Origin of the sequence: Leucobacter sp. Psy1 (genome assembly GCF_020096995.1) — a bacterium.
In the GTDB taxonomy this organism is placed as follows: domain Bacteria; phylum Actinomycetota; class Actinomycetes; order Actinomycetales; family Microbacteriaceae; genus Leucobacter.
Genome location: NZ_CP083692.1, coordinates 1,200,815 through 1,215,568 on the forward strand (window position 1 = coordinate 1,200,815; position 14,754 = coordinate 1,215,568).

Genomic DNA, 14,754 nt, shown 5'->3' on the forward strand with positions numbered 1-14,754 from the left:
CTGGATCCTGACCGGTCACGCGGTTCCGAGTGTAGAGGGTCTGCGGGCCGTCGCGCCTCGCACACGCCGGATGTGGGGCACGCTCACGGCGTGCGGCACTACGATGGTCCCCATGGGTCTCACGATGGACAAGCTGCTGGTGATCGCGGTGGTCGCCATGTTCCTGCTGGGTCCCGACCGGTTGCCCGTCTACGCGCAGAAACTCGGCGAACTCGTGCGCAACGTCAAGCGTATGGCGAATGGTGCGAAGGACCGCCTGCGCGACGAGATGGGCCCGGAGTTCGATGAGGTCGACTGGCGGCAGCTGGACCCGAGGCAGTACGACCCGAGACGCATCATTCGCGACGCCCTCGTCGAGGATGAGCGCGAAGCGCGCGCCGAGGCCAGACGTCAGCGCATGCAGGAGGTCGCGGAGCGACGACGAGCGGTGAGCAATGCTCCGCCGGCCGCCGATGCAGAGCCAGATGGAGACGCCACGGGAGACCGCGCGGAAGGGGCCGCCGCTGCGGCGACGCTCGCCGATGCTGGTGCCGGTGCGGGAGCTGCGGCAGGGTCCGAGACTCCCGTCAAGCTTGCGGTGGTGAGCGGTGATCTGGTGCTGAACTTCGACGAAGAGGCTACCTGAGCCCTCCGTGGCAGCGTCAGACCCGCGGTCGTGCGCGATGCACCGACCGGTGAGGTCGATGGGCGCGCTCAGCTCGCGGGACTGAGACCGAGCGAGCGGCCGACGAGCCCGCGCCCGAGACCGCTGATCCGATCGGCGATGTCGATGACCGCTGCCGCGGCCGCGTCATCGGGGTGGGCGAGTACGGCAGGCGACCCGGCGTCGCCCGAGGCGCGGAAGTCGGGGCTCAGCGGGACGGTGCCGAGCAGCGGCACCGTCCCGTGATCCTCATCGCTCAGACGGTCGGCGACGAGGGCGCCGCCGCCGCTTCCGAAGAGCTCCAGTACCGAGCCGTCGGGCTGCGCCAGGCCGCTCATGTTCTCGATGACGCCGATGACGCGCTGGCCGGTCTGCCGCGCGACCAGTGCGCTGCGCACGGCGACGTCCGCCGCTGCTTCCTGTGGCGTCGTGACCACGACGACCTCGGCGTGGGGAAGGAGCTGGCCGATGCTGATCGCGATGTCTCCGGTGCCCGGCGGGAGGTCGAGCAGCAGCACATCGAGGTCGCCGAACCAGACGTCGCGCAAGAACTGCTCCATGGTGCGGTGCAGCATGGGTCCCCGCCACGACACGGCTGTGGTGCGCGGGTCTCCATCGCCGAGGAACATGCCGATCGAGATGACCTTCACGCCGTGTGCCACCGGCGGGAGGATCATGTCGTCGACGCGGGTCGGCTGCTCGACCTTGCCGTCGCGGCTCAGCCCGAGGATCCCGGGTATCGAGAACCCGAAGACGTCGGCGTCGATGAGTCCGACCGCGAGTCCTTGTTTCGCGAGGGAGACCGCGAGGCCGGCCGTCAGCGATGACTTGCCGACGCCGCCCTTGCCGCTCGTCACCGCGATCACCCGTGTGAGCGTGTCCGGCCCGAACTGATTGCCGCGCTGAGCCTTCTCGCCCCGTACCAGCTCCGTGAACGCGCGTCGCTCCTCCGGAGTCATGACCTCCATGACGACCTCGGCTGAGCGGACGCCGTCAGCGCCGGCGACGGCCTCCCGCACGTCTCGCTCGATCCGTCGTGCTGCGGGGCAACCGGCGATCGTGAGCCGCACCCGCACGGCCGCCGCGCCGGCGTCATCGACGCGCACCTCGGGCACCATGTTCAGTTCCGTGATGGGGCGCAGGATCTCCGGATCGCGCACGCCGTCCAGGGCGCGCCAGACCAGCTCCTCCGCTGCAGACGCGCCCGCACGGGGCGAGGCCGCATCAGTCATTGCGCTCCTCGCGCTCGTCGAGCTCGGCGAGCAGCGAGCGGAGCTCCTGCCTGATCACGTCGCGGTCAGGAAGCTCCTGGATCGCCAGGCGCAGCGCGACGACCTCCCGTGCAAGGAACTCCGTGTCGGCGAGGTTCCGTTCGGCGCGCTGGCGATCCTGCTCGATCTGCACGCGGTCTCGGTCGTCCTGACGGTTCTGAGCGAGCAGGATCATCGGCGCCGCGTACGACGCCTGCAGCGAGAGGATGAGCGTGAGCGCCGTGAAGCCGAGCGCCGCGGAATCGAATCGCATCTGTTCGGGCGCCAGGGTGTTCCACACCAGCCAGGCCACGCAGAAGAGGGTCAGGATCAGCAGGAACCACGGAGTTCCCATTCCTCGCGCGATGCTCTCGGTCCAGCGACCGAAGCGCTCGTTGCCGTGACCGCCGCCCGAGCGCCGAGGCCGGCCAGCGGCGGTGCGCGGTGCATCGAGACCCGGGTCGTCGCGGAAGAATCGCTTCATCGGGCACCCCCTCGGCTCGCCGCACCCGTATCGCGATCATCGGAGTGCTCGTCGTCCGCGTGCCGCCAGTCATCCGGGAGCAGGTGATCGAGCACATCGTCAACCGTGACGACCCCGACCAGGTGGTCGGCGTCGTCCACGACCGGGAGCGCCACGAGATCGTAGCTCGCGAGTCTGCGGGAGACCTCTGCAGCGCTCGACTGGGCGGGGATCGGCTCGATCTCGGTGTCGAGCAGTACGCTCAGCCGCTCGTGCGGCGGGAAGCGGAGCATGCGCTGGAAATGAGCGACCCCGAGATACTCGCCCGTGGGGGTCTCGTACGGCGGATGCGTCACGTAGACGGCTGAGGCCATCGCCGGCGTGATCTCGGATCGACGGATCATCGCGAGCGCCTCGGCGATGCTCGCCTCCGCGGGCAGGACGATCGGAGCGGGGTTCATGAGCCCTCCCGCCGTATCGCGATCGTATTCGAGCAGACGCCTGACGTCCTCGGCTTCCTCCGGCTCCATGAGCCCCAGAAGTTCTTCGCCCCGTGCCTGCGGGAGAGCCGAGATGAGGTCGGCGGCGTCGTCGGCGTCCATGCGGTCGAGCACCTCGGCCGTCCGGTCGGACGGGAGCTGCGCGAGGATGGACAGCTGATCGGTCTCCGACATCTCCTCGAGCGCATCGGCGAGCCGTTCGTCGGGCAGCGCCGCCATGACCTCGAGCATGCGGGTTTCCGGCAGTTCGAGCAGCGTCTCAGCGAGATCGGCCGGCTTGAGGTCGACGAGGGTGCTGAGGAAGAGGTCCACTGACTGCGCACCTGAGCCGGTGTGCGGCATCCGCAGGTCGCTCCAGCGCAGAATGCGGGACTCGCCGCGTGCGAACGCGCCGCCGGGCTTCGGGAAGCGCACCGACAGTTCCGAGACGACCCACTCGCCTGAGCGGGTTTTCTCGATCGCGGCATCCTCGATCGTCGCGACCGGTCCAGGAGCATCGGGCGCGAGTACCGAGACCTCCCGACCGATGAGCTCGGCGATCATGCGGGTCTCGCCGCCCCGCTGCTCGAAGCGGCGCACATTGATGAGGCCCGTGCTGATCACCTGACCGGATCGGATCGAGGTGATCCTGCCGATCGGCGTGAAGACTCGGCGCTTCCCGGGAATCTCCACGATGAGTCCCACGACGCGAGGCGCTTCGGCACTGCGGAACACGACGAGCACATCGCGGATCTTGCCGATGCGATCGCCAACGGGATCGAAGACGCCTCGGCCCGCCAGACGTCCCACGAAGACTCTCGAGCTGCTCACCCCTCCTACGGTACTGGCACCGCGCTGAATGTTGCGCATTCTCCGACGATTCACCGGTCGGGGAGTGGGACAATGGTCGTATGAGCATGCCAGGCCCCTCCGCATCGTCACGACGACTCGCGATTCCCGAGATCCCGGAGGGTGAGATCATCTCGACCTACGACCGATACGAGGATGCGAAGCACGCCGTCGACGTGCTCGCGCGCGCCGGCTTTCCGGTCAGAGAGGTCTCGATCCTCGGCAACGATGTCCGCAGCGTCGAGCGAGTGACGGGTCGGCTCACCTACGCCCGCGTCGCGCTGATGGGAGCCATGTCAGGCGCCTATCTCGGCCTCTTCCTCGGACTGCTGCTCTTCATTTTCCAGCCGGACAACGCCGGCATCGCCGGCGTCTTCCTCGCCGCCATCGCTATCGGTGCCGGGTTCGGCATGCTCTTCGGCGTGCTCTCGTACGCGATGAACCGCAACCGCCGCGACTTCTCATCCGTCATGCAGATGGTCGCGTCGCGCTACGACCTCATCACCAGTTCAGAGCTCCTCTTCGACGCGAGACGCATTCTGACGGACGCCTCGTAGGCGCGCGAGCGCGGCTCCGCTTGCTCGATCGGGGATGGGCGGGGATGTCGGATGCGTGCCCTAGGCTCGCAGAATGACCGCAGAGGATATCCAGAACGAAGTGGCGGCGTGGCGAGCGGTGGCGCTCGACTCACAGCGCGTCGGCGAGCCGGCAGTAATGCTCAGCGGACGGCATCCGAGTGACGACAGCGTCATCATCAGGCTCGGCATCACCCGCCAGCACGCTGATGAGCTGCTCGGCTCGGTGGATCTGCGCGAGATCGACGCGCTCATGCTGTCGGCGTCGTGCTGGAACGCGGAGAGCGGGGAGCAGATCGATACGAACGAGTCGCTCTTCATCGCGCACATCCACAAACTGCTGAGCCGGGAGCACGCACTCGCCTCGTTCGAGGCCGACCTGGAACCAGACTCGCGCACGCACTATCGACTGGTGCTCGTCGATCAGCGCCAGCAGCCGGTGGTGACGCAGCAGGGCGGTACATCGGACGCGTTCGGGGTGCGGCGCTCGGGGCGCGGGTGAATCGTTCGCCGGCATATTCCCGCGTGACGTCGCGTCGCGGAACGAACCGGCTCGCCTCGGGGAACGCAAGCCCCTGCGTCCAGCACGCACTCCGTGCGAGCATGGTGCCGTACGCAGTTCCGACATCTCCGAAGGAGGCCACGCATGACCGCAACGGATGAGGCAGCGCAGGAGCCCGACGGCACCCCCGCCAACGTGACCGGCCGCACCCTGATCTCGGCCCGCGAGGAGACCGAGGCCGAGGCGGAGGCGTCAGCCGACGGCGACGCGACTGCCGAGGAGGCCGGGCAGCCGCACGCCGACATGGAACCGGAGGAGCGGGCCGACGCGCTCGACGCCGAGGAGCCGGCCAGCGGCACGCAGGGCGAGCGCGACGAGCAGACCCAGGACCAGGATCCCACGGCACTCGATGCCCCCGATTGATCCGTCATGAGAAGCATTGCGCGCGTTGTGCTCGGAGTCTTCCTCGTATTCGCCGGCATCGCACATCTCACCTTCGGCAGGAGAGAGTTCCGGGCACAGGTACCCGAGTTCGTACCCGTCGACCCTGACACCACAGTGGTCGCATCGGGAATCGCTGAGATCACCCTCGGCACCGCAGTAGCCGTCTCCCAGGGGAAGCGGGCGAGGGGAGTCGGAACGCTCGTCGCGCTCTTCTTCGTCGCGGTCTTCCCCGGAAACCTGTCCCAGTTCACCAACGGGCGCGACGGCTTCGGTCTCGACAGCGACGGGAAGCGACTCTTCCGCCTCTTCTTCCAGCCAGTGCTGGTCGCATGGGCGCTCTGGGCGACCGGCCCTCGCCGCTGACGCGTTCCCGGCAGTGAGGGGCCCGCGGCAGTGCGAGCGGGCCCCTCAACCCGTTAGCGGCCCGTCGCCGCCTGCACCCACGCCTCGACGGCGTCTGCGGTCCTCGGGATGTCGGCCGAGAGGTTCACCGAGCCGTCCTCGGTGACGACGATGTCGTCCTCGATACGCACGCCGATACCGCGGTACTCCTCGGGCACCGTGAGGTCGTCCGGCTGGAAGTAGAGTCCCGGCTCGATCGTGAACACCATACCCGCCTCGACGATGCCGTCGAGGTAGAGCTCGCGGCGTGCGCGAGCGCAGTCGTGCACGTCCATGCCGAGGTGGTGGCTCGTCCCGTGCACCATGTAGCGCCGGTGATAGTCGACGCCCGGTTCGGCGTTCTCCGGAACAAAGCCCCACTCGCGCGTGCGGCGCTCGATGACCGCCATGGCGGCGTCGTGCACGTCGCCGAACCGGATGCCGGGCCGCACGATGGCACGTGCCGCGTCCGCCGCTTCGAGTACGGCCTCGTAGACGCGACGTTGCACCTCGGTGAAGCGCCCGTTCACGGGAACCGTGCGCGTGATATCGGCCGTGTAGAGGCTGTCGAGCTCGACGCCCGCGTCGAGCAGCAGCAGATCTCCGTCGAGGACGTCACCGTCGTTGCGGATCCAGTGCAGCGTGCACGCGTGCGGACCGGCAGCTGCGATGGTCTCATACCCCACGCTGTTGCCGTCGAGACGCGCACGCTGGTTGAAGACTCCCTCCACCACGCGCTCGCCGCGCGGAGCCGAAGACGCGGCGGGGAGCGATGCGAGCACATCGGCGAATCCACGCGCCGTCGCGTCGACGGCTGCCTGCATCTCCGCCAGCTCGTACTCGTCCTTCACGAGGCGGAGCTCCGAGACGACGCGCGCGACGGCGTCGTCATCGAGGGTGCGCTCGCCCGCAACGCTCGCGAAGTCCTCGAGCGGCGCGGTGCGCAGTTGCAGCATCGAGGCCACCTGCTCGAGAGACGGACGCGGTCCAATCCAGAACTCGCCGATCTCGGGGTTCGCAAAGAACTCCTCGCTGTCGCGACCGGCGCGTTCCCGGAAGTAGACCGTCGACTCGTGACCGCCCTCGACAGGGTCGAGCACGAGCACGGCGCCAGGCTCCGACGCGGATCCCCACCCGGTCAGGTGGGCGAAGGCGCTGTGGGGGCGGTACGGGTAGAAGGTATCGTTCGATCGCTGCTTCATAGGGCCGGCCTCGATCACGACGCGCTCACCGGGGAATTCCCGCGAGAGAGCCGCACGACGATCCGCAGCGAAGCGCGCAGCCGGCGCCGCAGCCGGCGTCTCCGCGCGCTGCGGCGCCCATCCGGAGGAGATGAACTCGAGGAACGCGTTGCTCCGCGGGGTCGAGCTCCGGTTGCTGTGGTCGATCTTCGCCTCGTGCGTCTCAGTCATCCCTCCATCATGACACCGGACGTGCCGGGCCGCGACCGCTCCGCATCCGGCGGGCTAGCATGGGGGAATGGCCTCTTCGCTGAGCGGGTACGACCTGCACACGCACTCGATCCACTCCGATGGGACCACGACTCCCGGTGAGATCGTTCGGGAGGCCGCGTCGCTCGGGCTCGAGGGCATCGCCCTCACCGACCACGACACCGTCACCGGCTGGCCCGAGGCGCGGGCCGCGGCAGCTGACGCCGGCATCGAGTTTCTCCCAGGAGTGGAGATCACGACCCGATTCGGACACCGGTCGACCCACCTCCTCGCCTATGGCGTCGATGTGTCGCGCGGCGGTCTCGCCGAAGAGCTCCTCGCCGTGCGCGACGCCAGGCACTCGCGCGCGCAGGAGATGGTCGCGCGACTCGCAGCCGACTACGACATCGCGTGGGAGACCGTGCTCGCCGAAGGGGACGACCGTACCGTCGGACGCCCGCACATCGCCGATGCGCTGGTCACGGCGGGTTACTACCCGGATCGGAGCACCGTCTTCGCGGAGATCCTCCACCCCAGGTCGCCGTATTACGTGCCGACGTACGCCACCGACACCGCCGAGGCGATCGAGCTGGTGCGCGAGGCCGGCGGGATCGCGGTGCTCGCACACCCCGCGGCATCGCGGCAGCGGGGCCCCGTGGCCGACGCGGCGCTCGAGGAGCTCGCCGACGCCGGACTGTGGGGCGTCGAACTCGAGCATCCGGAGAACCGCGAGGACTGGCTGACCGGACTGCGCGAGGTAGCCCTCCGCCGCGGACTCGCCGCCACCGGTGCGAGCGACTTCCACGGGGCGGGGAAGCCGAATCGTCTCGGCGACCGCACGACGGACGGCGAAACGTTCACCCAGATCAGGAGCCTGGTCGCGGTTCCGCGCTAGCGGCGGGTGCGCCGCCGCCTTCCGGGGGAGGCGCTGCCACTGGGTGCAGGGTTCGGCACGCTATCACCGGTGAATAACGTGCAGAACCCTGCATCGAAGCGGCCTACCGAGCTGCCGAAGTGGCTACTGAGCTGCCGAAGCGGCTATACCGCTGCTCCTGCAGCCTCGCCGCCGGATGCCGATCCCGCATCCCCGCCTGACTCAGCGGCACCAGCCGCACCAGCGGCCTCGGAACCCTGACCCGATCCGCCCCGACGGCGACGACGCCGACGTCGGCGGGGCGCCGTACCAGGCTCGCCCTCGACGGGCTTGCCCTCGGGAGCAACGTCATCACCGGGAGCTGTGCTCTCGGCCTCGCCGCGGGCAGGGGCGTGCGACTCGTGACGACCGGGTCCCTGCGGGTTGGCGCTGCGCGTACGGCGACGCGAGCGATTCCGCTCCGAACCCGAGCCGCCCTCGTCGGAGCGATCGGAGCGATCGGAACGCTCAGAGCGGTCTGACCGCTCGGACCCTGACCGTGAGCCGCGTGCCTTCGGTGCGCGCTCCTTGATCGGCGTCGCCTTGAGGCGGCCCTTCGACCCCTCGGGTATGTTGAGGTCGCTGTAGAGGTGGGGCGACGACGAGTAGGTCTCCTGCGGCTCCGGACGGTTGAACTCGAGGGCGCGGTCGATGAGGGCCCACTTGTGCAGGTCGTCCCAGTCCACGAAGGTGACGGCAATGCCGGTGCGACCGGCGCGACCCGTGCGGCCGACGCGGTGCAGGTAGGACTTCTCGTCGTCGGGCACGGTGTGGTTGATCACGTGCGTGACATCGTCGACGTCGATGCCGCGAGCAGCGACGTCGGTCGCGATGAGAATGTCCTTCTTGCCCGACTTGAAGGCGGCCATGGCGCGCTCGCGCTGGTCCTGATTGAGGTCGCCGTGCACGGATGCAGCGGCGAAACCGCGGTCGACGAGCTCTTCCTGCAGCTTCGCCGCGGCGCGCTTCGTCCGCATGAAGATGACGGTCTTGCCGCGGCCCTCGGCCTGCAGGATCCGGCCGATCACTTCGTCCTTGTCGAGCGAGTGCGCGCGGTAGACGATGTGCTCGATGTTCGCCTGCGTGATGCCCTCATCGGGGTCGGAGGCGCGGATGTGGATCGGCCGCGACATGAAGCGGCGGGCGAGCGTCACGATGGTGCCGGGCATCGTGGCGGAGAACAGCATGGTGTGCCGGGTCTCCGGCGTGAGCGAGAAGAGCTTCTCGATGTCGCCGAGGAAGCCGAGGTCGAGCATCTTGTCGGCCTCGTCGAGCACCATCTCGCGGACCTTGCCGAGGTCGAGCAGACGCTGGCCGGCGAGGTCGAGCAGACGGCCAGGGGTGCCGACCACGATCTGCGCGCCGGCCTTGAGCTGCTCCACCTGCCCCTCGTAGGCCTTGCCTCCGTAGATCGGCACGACCTGGACGGCCCGATTCTGCGACGCGAGTTCCAGATCTTCGTAGACCTGGTGCGCGAGCTCGCGAGTGGGCACGACGACGAGCGCCTGAACTCCCGGCTCCGGATTCGCTCCGATGCGCTGCAGCACCGGGAGGCCGAAGCCGAAGGTCTTGCCGGTGCCGGTCTTCGCCTGGCCGATGATGTCCTGGCCGTCGAGTCCCAGCGGGATCGTCTGCTCCTGGATGGGGAAGGCATCGACGATGCCCTTCGAGGCGAGCGCCTCGACCATGTCGGCGTCGACGCCGAGCTCGGTAAACGTGGTCACGTGGTGTCCTCTGCAGTTCGTGGTGACGCTACGCGCTGATTTCAGACCCCGCGTAGCCGCCGGGGATCCCTGTCCTCCGACGTGGGCGTACTCCGCACAGTCTATGTCACGCCTCCGCGCGGAACGGGGAGGAGGGGAGGGCAACATGCCCGGTTTCCGATCCGACCTCGCTACAATGACGGGGTGTTCGAATGGATCCGTGGACTGCGCAAGTCGAGCGCGCCGGCGCGCAAGCTCCGGACGCGCGGAGACGTCGAGCGCGCCGAACGCGTGGCCGTGTCGGAGTTCGCGCCCGGCATGCTGCCGTTCCTGGGGATGACGGCGTACCTGCAATTGGAGCTCTACGCGGCCGCGACGCGAGCCGTCTCTGGGGCGGCGACACTCGAGGGCAAGGACGTGCTGGCCAGAGTCGCTGGCATGGCGCTCACGAAGCACCAGCGACTCACGGAGGAGATTCGGCGGCGCGGTCACGAACCCCACGTCGTCATGACGCCGTTCAGCCCGGTCATCGATCGGTACGTCGAGCGCATCGACGTACCCGACTGGCATCAGCATGTTCTCTCGCTCTACCTCGTGGGTGGTCTGTTCGACGACTTCTTCGCGAGTCTCGCCGGTGGCATCAAAGACGGGTACCGTTCCGATGCCGTCGAGATCCTCGGAGACGGCAGCGCCCGAGAGGAGCTGCACGACCTCCTCGCCCGCGAGATCGCCGGTGACGACGGGCTCGCCAGCTGGCTCGCGCTCTGGGGGCGACGTCTGGTGGGCGATACGCTCCTCGTCTCGCGCGCCGTGCTCACGCTGAGCGAGCAGCGCGAGTTCGTGGAGAGCGAGGTCGAACCGGTCTTCACCGACCTCATCGCCGACCACATCCGTCGCATGGACAGTCTGGGGCTGACGGCGTAGTGACCGTCGTCGCGGATCGGCGCAGTGCGTCCCCGCACGTGCCGTCGGTGCGCTGCGGGTACTTCGTGTCGGGAGCGTGCCGCTCGTGCACGCTCATCGAGACGCCGTACCCCGACCAGCTCACCGCGAAGCAGGCGCGCTGCCGTGAGCTGCTGCCTGCCGTCGCCGAGGAGGCGTGGTCGCCAGCCGTTCCCGGCGGTGTCCGGGCGTTCAGAAATCGCGCCAAGCTCGCCGTCGGCGGACGAACGGGAGCCGTGACGCTCGGCATCCTGGGGCGCGACGGCAGCGGCGTCGACCTGCGTGCCTGCCTCATCCAGGGGCCGGCGATCCACGACGCGATCCCCGCCATCGCCGAGGTACTGAACAAGACGGGTCTCGCGCCCTACGACGTTCCTGCGCGTCGTGGAGAACTGAAGTACGTGCACGTGACCGAGGCGCCGAGCGGAGAGCTCATGATCCGGTTCGTGGTGCGCACGCAGGAGGGGCTTGGTCGTCTCCGGGCGCGCGTCTCCGCGCTGCGCGCCGCGGTGCCCGCCGCTGCAGTCATCACGGTGAACCTGCTCCCGGAGCACCGGGCTGTCCTGGAGGGGGAGGAGGAGATCGTCCTCCACGGCGAGTCGCTGCCGATGGCGCTCGGTGCAGTGACGCTGCACCTGCAGCCCAGGAGCTTCTTCCAGACGAACACGAGCGTTGCCCGAGCGCTGTACGCGCAGGTCGCCGAATGGGTCGCGGCGATCGATCCGGGGAGCCTCTGGGATCTTTACTGCGGCGTGGGCGGTTTTGCGCTCCACTGCACCGCGCCTGGTCGTGAGGTGCGGGGCGTCGAGTTGAGCGCCAGCGCGATCGAGGCCGCCGAACGCAGCGCTAGCGAGGCCGGCCTGGATGCCACCTTCGTGGCCTCGGACGCGACGGCATACGCCCTCGAGCGCGAGGATGAGGCCCCCGAACTCGTCGTGGTCAATCCACCGCGCCGAGGCATCGGCGTCGAGCTCGCCGAGTGGCTCCAGCGCAGCGTGCGGATCCGCAGCGTGGTCTATTCAAGTTGCAACCCCGAGTCGCTGGCGCGCGATCTGGCGCTCATGCCGGGGTTCGTGGTGCGCAGTGCACGGCTCTTCGACATGTTCCCCCACACGGGCCACCTCGAGGTCGCGGTACTGCTCGAGCGCTGCGACCCCGAGCCGACCGCGCAGGGGAGCGCGGCCGGACGGCCCTCGTCGATCAGCTGACGAAGCCCACCTTGCGGCCGGTCTCTCCGCCGAACTCCACGTAGGAGATGCTGTCGATGTTCACGAGGAACTGCTTTCCCTTGCTGTCGCTCAGCGTGACGAGCTTGGACCCGTCGCTTCCTGCGCGCTCGAAAAGATCGCGAACGCTCTCCGCGCTCTGATCGGTTTCGAAGCTGAGCTCGCGCGGTGACTGTGCGATGCCGATGCGTACCTCCACGGCTTACCTCCTGGTTCGGTGACACTGACAACTACCGAGAACGATTCTAGGGGTCGGGGCTATTCCCGGGCTGGGACGAGTCGCAGCACCTCCTGCGCGGCGGCGTCGACGGCTTCGGGGGAGTATGCCCAGGGGTACTGGCGCCCGACTGCCCAGTCCTCCGTCTGGTCGGTGTAGTGCCGGTGGAACGCGTGCCCGCTCGCCCCGGTGAGGTGGTGCCAGGTCGAGCGGTCCCAGTCGCCCGGGTCCATCACGGTGCGCAGCGAAGGGACGTTCTGTGTGCCGTACCCTTCGCCGAGTTCCCACCCTGTCGCGTTCACGACGCCCGACCCGCCGCTCACGGCGTACGGGCCGCGATTGAAGAGGCGCTCGACGGCCGCGATCCCGCTCGTGCCGAAGGTACCGTGGGTGAGCTCGATCGCGTGCAGGTCGCCCCAGTTCCAGCGATCCGGATCGGCTCCCTGTGCGGCGACCAGTTCGTCGACCGCCTGTCCCACGGCCTCGGCGAGGACCGCGTCGCGCCCCGTCACTCCCGACGCCTCGTCACGCCACCACGGTGAATCGGACTCGGCGAGCTGCTCCTCGAAGACGAGCGCGAGCAGCGTCTGGTCCCCGCGGGGGATCGGCGTGCTCCCGCTCAGCATGAGGGCGGTGACGCGGTTCCACAGCACGTTCGCGAACGCCGCGGCCGCCGATTCGGCATCGTTCTGACCGTCCCACTCGGCGAGGAGTGCGAGCGCGGCGTCAACGGTCTCCGTGTCGGTGTCTGCGGCACGCTGCACCGCCGCCGCGTCGAGTTCGGCCACCGCCTGCTGCAGCGGCTCGGTGACGGGGAACCGGTTGTCCATCTGGATCTCGCGCATGTCGTCGCCCGTCAGGAGGCCTGCGGCGATGCGATCCTCGAGCAGCTCGGTAATCCGTGCGCCCCGGAATCCGGAATCCCAGTCCCGCGTGAGGAAGTACGGGTACTCGTCGGACACGATCGCGTGATTCGCCGTGACGATCACCCCGGATTCGGGGTTGAGCTCGGTCGGGAGATCCTCGAACGGGATGTACCCCTCCCAGTCGTAGTCGCTGTCCCAGCCGGGCTGCGGCATCCAGCCGTCGCCCGCACCGCGTATCGGAAGCTTGCCAGGCGCCTGGTACCCGATATTGCCCGACGTATCCGCGTAGATCAGGCTCTGGGCGGGGACATCGAACTGCGACGCCGCCTCGCGGAACTCCGCGAAATTCGATGCGCGGTTCAGCGTGAAGATGGCCTCCGCCGTCCGTCCGGCCTCGAGCGCGGTCCATCTGAGACTCAGCGCGTGCTCGCCGCTCAGATCGTCTGCGCGGACGGTCGGATTCTCGGCAATCCCGGTGAAGTCGGGAGTGAGACCGGAAACGATGGGGCCGTGCACGGTCTCACGCACCTCGAAGGTCACGTCGTCGCCCCCGGCTACCGCGAGGGTCTCCTCCCGGGTCTCGAGTGGCACGCGCTGTCCGTCGCGCCAGTATTCGTCGCCGTCGACGCGCTCGACGTAGAGATCCGCCACGTCGGTCGACAGGTTCGTGAATCCCCACGCGATGTCCTGATTGTGCCCGATGGCGATGCCGGGCACGCCCGAGAAGCTGAAGCCCGCCACGTCGAACGGGCACTCTGCGGTGACCGGGGCGCAGCGGAGCTGCTGCTGATTCCACACCGACGGGAGCTCCGCGCCGAGGTGGGGATCGTCCGCGAGGAGCGGCATCCCCGACTCGGTGTGCTCGCCCGAGACCACCCACGAGTTCGATCCGATCCCCTCGCCGAGCTCGAGGATGCCGGCGAGATCGGGGGAGACGGCGGCGTCTTCGGGGGCGGCGCCGGAGGGGGATCCTGCGGGGTCTTCGGGCGGTGCAGCCGGATCGGTGAACGACACGGTGTCCGCCGTCGTCCCCTCGACCGAGCGGTTCGCCGTCATGCCGCCGTCGTCCCAGTCCCGATCGACGACGACCGGGTGGTCGGCGAACGGGTAGCCGGGGTAGAGGTCCTCCAAGCGGTCCATGGGCAGAGACTGCGCGAGGATCGCGCGGTCGGTTTCGTCCTCGATGTTCGTGCGCAGATCCCACGCCATCGCCTTGAACCAGGCGACTGAGTCGGCGGGGGTCCACGGCTCGGGCGCGTACTCAGGGTTCTGCAGCCCGAGCACGGTGTACTCGAGCGATAGACCGCCACCTGAACGCTCGTCGAGGTAGGCATTGACACCGTCGGCGTAGGCCTCGTAGTAGGCGAGGACCTCGGGCGGCAGTGCTTCGACCTCCTCTTCGGCGACCTGGCGCCATCCGAGCGTGCGGAGAAACATGTCGGTGCCGACCTGAGACTCGCCGAACAGTTCGGAGAGTCGTGCGCTGGTCAGGTGCCTGCGGAAGTCCATCTCCCAGAACCGGTCACCGGCGTGGGTGAACCCCTGGGCGAAGAACAGGTCGTGGGACGTCTCCGCTGTGATGGTCGGCACTCCGACCGCGTCGCGCTGCACGAGCACCGGTGCGTCGAGTCCCACGGCGGTGATCTCGCCGCGTGTCTGCGGGAACGGCCGCACGAGCGACCATGCGATGACCGCGGAGATGATGAGCGCGAGCGCGACGACGACGGCGAGCGCCCAGGTGAGGGCGCGGCCGATGCGCGAAGGGCGGGTGCGAGAGCGGCCGGTGTGCGAGCGGGGATCGGATCGCGGCGCTGCCGCGATCCCGGTGTTCTGCGTCATGCCTGCGAGCTCCAACGTCGATGGTGGGTTCT

Annotated in this window: 15 protein-coding genes; 8 read left to right on the plus strand and 7 right to left on the minus strand. The window is 68.7% G+C overall.

Annotated features, from left to right (window positions below; genetic code table 11):
• The first annotated feature begins 112 nt into the window (after positions 1 to 112).
• A complete protein-coding gene (locus K8P10_RS15450; RefSeq protein WP_370631976.1) occupies positions 113 to 625 on the plus strand; it encodes a twin-arginine translocase TatA/TatE family subunit in 513 nt (170 codons plus the stop codon).
• Between the two features lie 68 nt (positions 626 to 693).
• On the opposite strand, the gene K8P10_RS05720 is transcribed toward K8P10_RS15450, so the two are convergent.
• From K8P10_RS05720 to K8P10_RS05730, 3 genes are read right to left on the minus strand one after another with little or no spacing between them, the layout of a single operon-like run.
• The gene (locus K8P10_RS05720) at positions 694 to 1,875 is read right to left on the minus strand and encodes a P-loop NTPase (RefSeq protein ID WP_224780841.1); all 1,182 of its coding nucleotides are present in this window, start codon (positions 1,873 to 1,875) and stop codon (positions 694 to 696) included.
• On the minus strand, positions 1,868 to 2,377 hold the full coding sequence (locus tag K8P10_RS05725; protein WP_224780842.1) for a DUF1003 domain-containing protein: 510 nt from the start codon (positions 2,375 to 2,377) through the stop codon (positions 1,868 to 1,870). Before K8P10_RS05725 ends, K8P10_RS05720 begins: the two co-directional genes overlap by 8 nt.
• A complete protein-coding gene (locus K8P10_RS05730; RefSeq protein WP_224780843.1) occupies positions 2,374 to 3,666 on the minus strand; it encodes a magnesium transporter MgtE N-terminal domain-containing protein in 1,293 nt (430 codons plus the stop codon). Before K8P10_RS05730 ends, K8P10_RS05725 begins: the two co-directional genes overlap by 4 nt.
• 80 nt (positions 3,667 to 3,746) lie before the next feature.
• Between K8P10_RS05730 and K8P10_RS05735 the strand changes: the two genes are divergently transcribed.
• The 4 genes from K8P10_RS05735 (at position 3,747) to K8P10_RS05750 (ending at position 5,568) form a co-directional block, all read left to right on the plus strand.
• Positions 3,747 to 4,241, plus strand: coding sequence for a general stress protein (locus K8P10_RS05735; protein WP_224780844.1), 495 nt, complete (start codon positions 3,747 to 3,749; stop codon positions 4,239 to 4,241).
• Between the two features lie 73 nt (positions 4,242 to 4,314).
• Positions 4,315 to 4,761 carry a hypothetical protein gene (locus K8P10_RS05740; protein ID WP_224780845.1) on the plus strand — a complete coding sequence of 149 codons (447 nt, stop codon included), beginning with the start codon at positions 4,315 to 4,317 and terminating at the stop codon, positions 4,759 to 4,761.
• Between the two features lie 144 nt (positions 4,762 to 4,905).
• Positions 4,906 to 5,184, plus strand: a complete 279-nt coding sequence (locus K8P10_RS05745; protein WP_224780846.1) for a hypothetical protein — start codon at positions 4,906 to 4,908, stop codon at positions 5,182 to 5,184.
• A gap of 6 nt (positions 5,185 to 5,190) precedes the next feature.
• Complete coding sequence (locus K8P10_RS05750; RefSeq protein WP_224780847.1) at positions 5,191 to 5,568, plus strand: DoxX family membrane protein; 378 nt, start codon at positions 5,191 to 5,193, stop codon at positions 5,566 to 5,568.
• 53 nt (positions 5,569 to 5,621) lie between these two features.
• Here the strand turns inward: K8P10_RS05750 and K8P10_RS05755 are convergent, their stop codons facing one another.
• Positions 5,622 to 6,998, minus strand: a complete 1,377-nt coding sequence (locus K8P10_RS05755; protein WP_224780848.1) for an aminopeptidase P family protein — start codon at positions 6,996 to 6,998, stop codon at positions 5,622 to 5,624.
• 67 nt (positions 6,999 to 7,065) lie between these two features.
• On the opposite strand from K8P10_RS05755, the gene K8P10_RS05760 reads away from it, so the two are divergent.
• Positions 7,066 to 7,911, plus strand: coding sequence for a PHP domain-containing protein (locus K8P10_RS05760; protein WP_224780849.1), 846 nt, complete (start codon positions 7,066 to 7,068; stop codon positions 7,909 to 7,911).
• 143 nt (positions 7,912 to 8,054) lie between these two features.
• Here the strand turns inward: K8P10_RS05760 and K8P10_RS05765 are convergent, their stop codons facing one another.
• The gene (locus K8P10_RS05765) at positions 8,055 to 9,617 is read right to left on the minus strand and encodes a DEAD/DEAH box helicase (protein WP_224781221.1); all 1,563 of its coding nucleotides are present in this window, start codon (positions 9,615 to 9,617) and stop codon (positions 8,055 to 8,057) included.
• A 219-nt stretch (positions 9,618 to 9,836) separates the two neighbouring features.
• On the opposite strand from K8P10_RS05765, the gene K8P10_RS05770 reads away from it, so the two are divergent.
• A complete protein-coding gene (locus K8P10_RS05770; RefSeq protein WP_224780850.1) occupies positions 9,837 to 10,556 on the plus strand; it encodes a ferritin-like fold-containing protein in 720 nt (239 codons plus the stop codon).
• Positions 10,556 to 11,782: a methyltransferase domain-containing protein gene (locus K8P10_RS05775; RefSeq protein WP_224780851.1), complete on the plus strand. Its 1,227-nt coding sequence runs from the start codon at positions 10,556 to 10,558 to the stop codon at positions 11,780 to 11,782. Before K8P10_RS05770 ends, K8P10_RS05775 begins: the two co-directional genes overlap by 1 nt.
• Here K8P10_RS05775 and K8P10_RS05780 read toward each other — a convergent pair.
• Positions 11,775 to 11,999 carry a DUF3107 domain-containing protein gene (locus K8P10_RS05780; RefSeq protein WP_224780852.1) on the minus strand — a complete coding sequence of 75 codons (225 nt, stop codon included), beginning with the start codon at positions 11,997 to 11,999 and terminating at the stop codon, positions 11,775 to 11,777. The genes K8P10_RS05775 and K8P10_RS05780 overlap by 8 nt on opposite strands.
• A 59-nt stretch (positions 12,000 to 12,058) precedes the next feature.
• Positions 12,059 to 14,722, minus strand: a complete 2,664-nt coding sequence (locus K8P10_RS05785) for a penicillin acylase family protein (RefSeq protein ID WP_224780853.1) — start codon at positions 14,720 to 14,722, stop codon at positions 12,059 to 12,061.
• Positions 14,723 to 14,754: the final 32 nt, after the last annotated feature.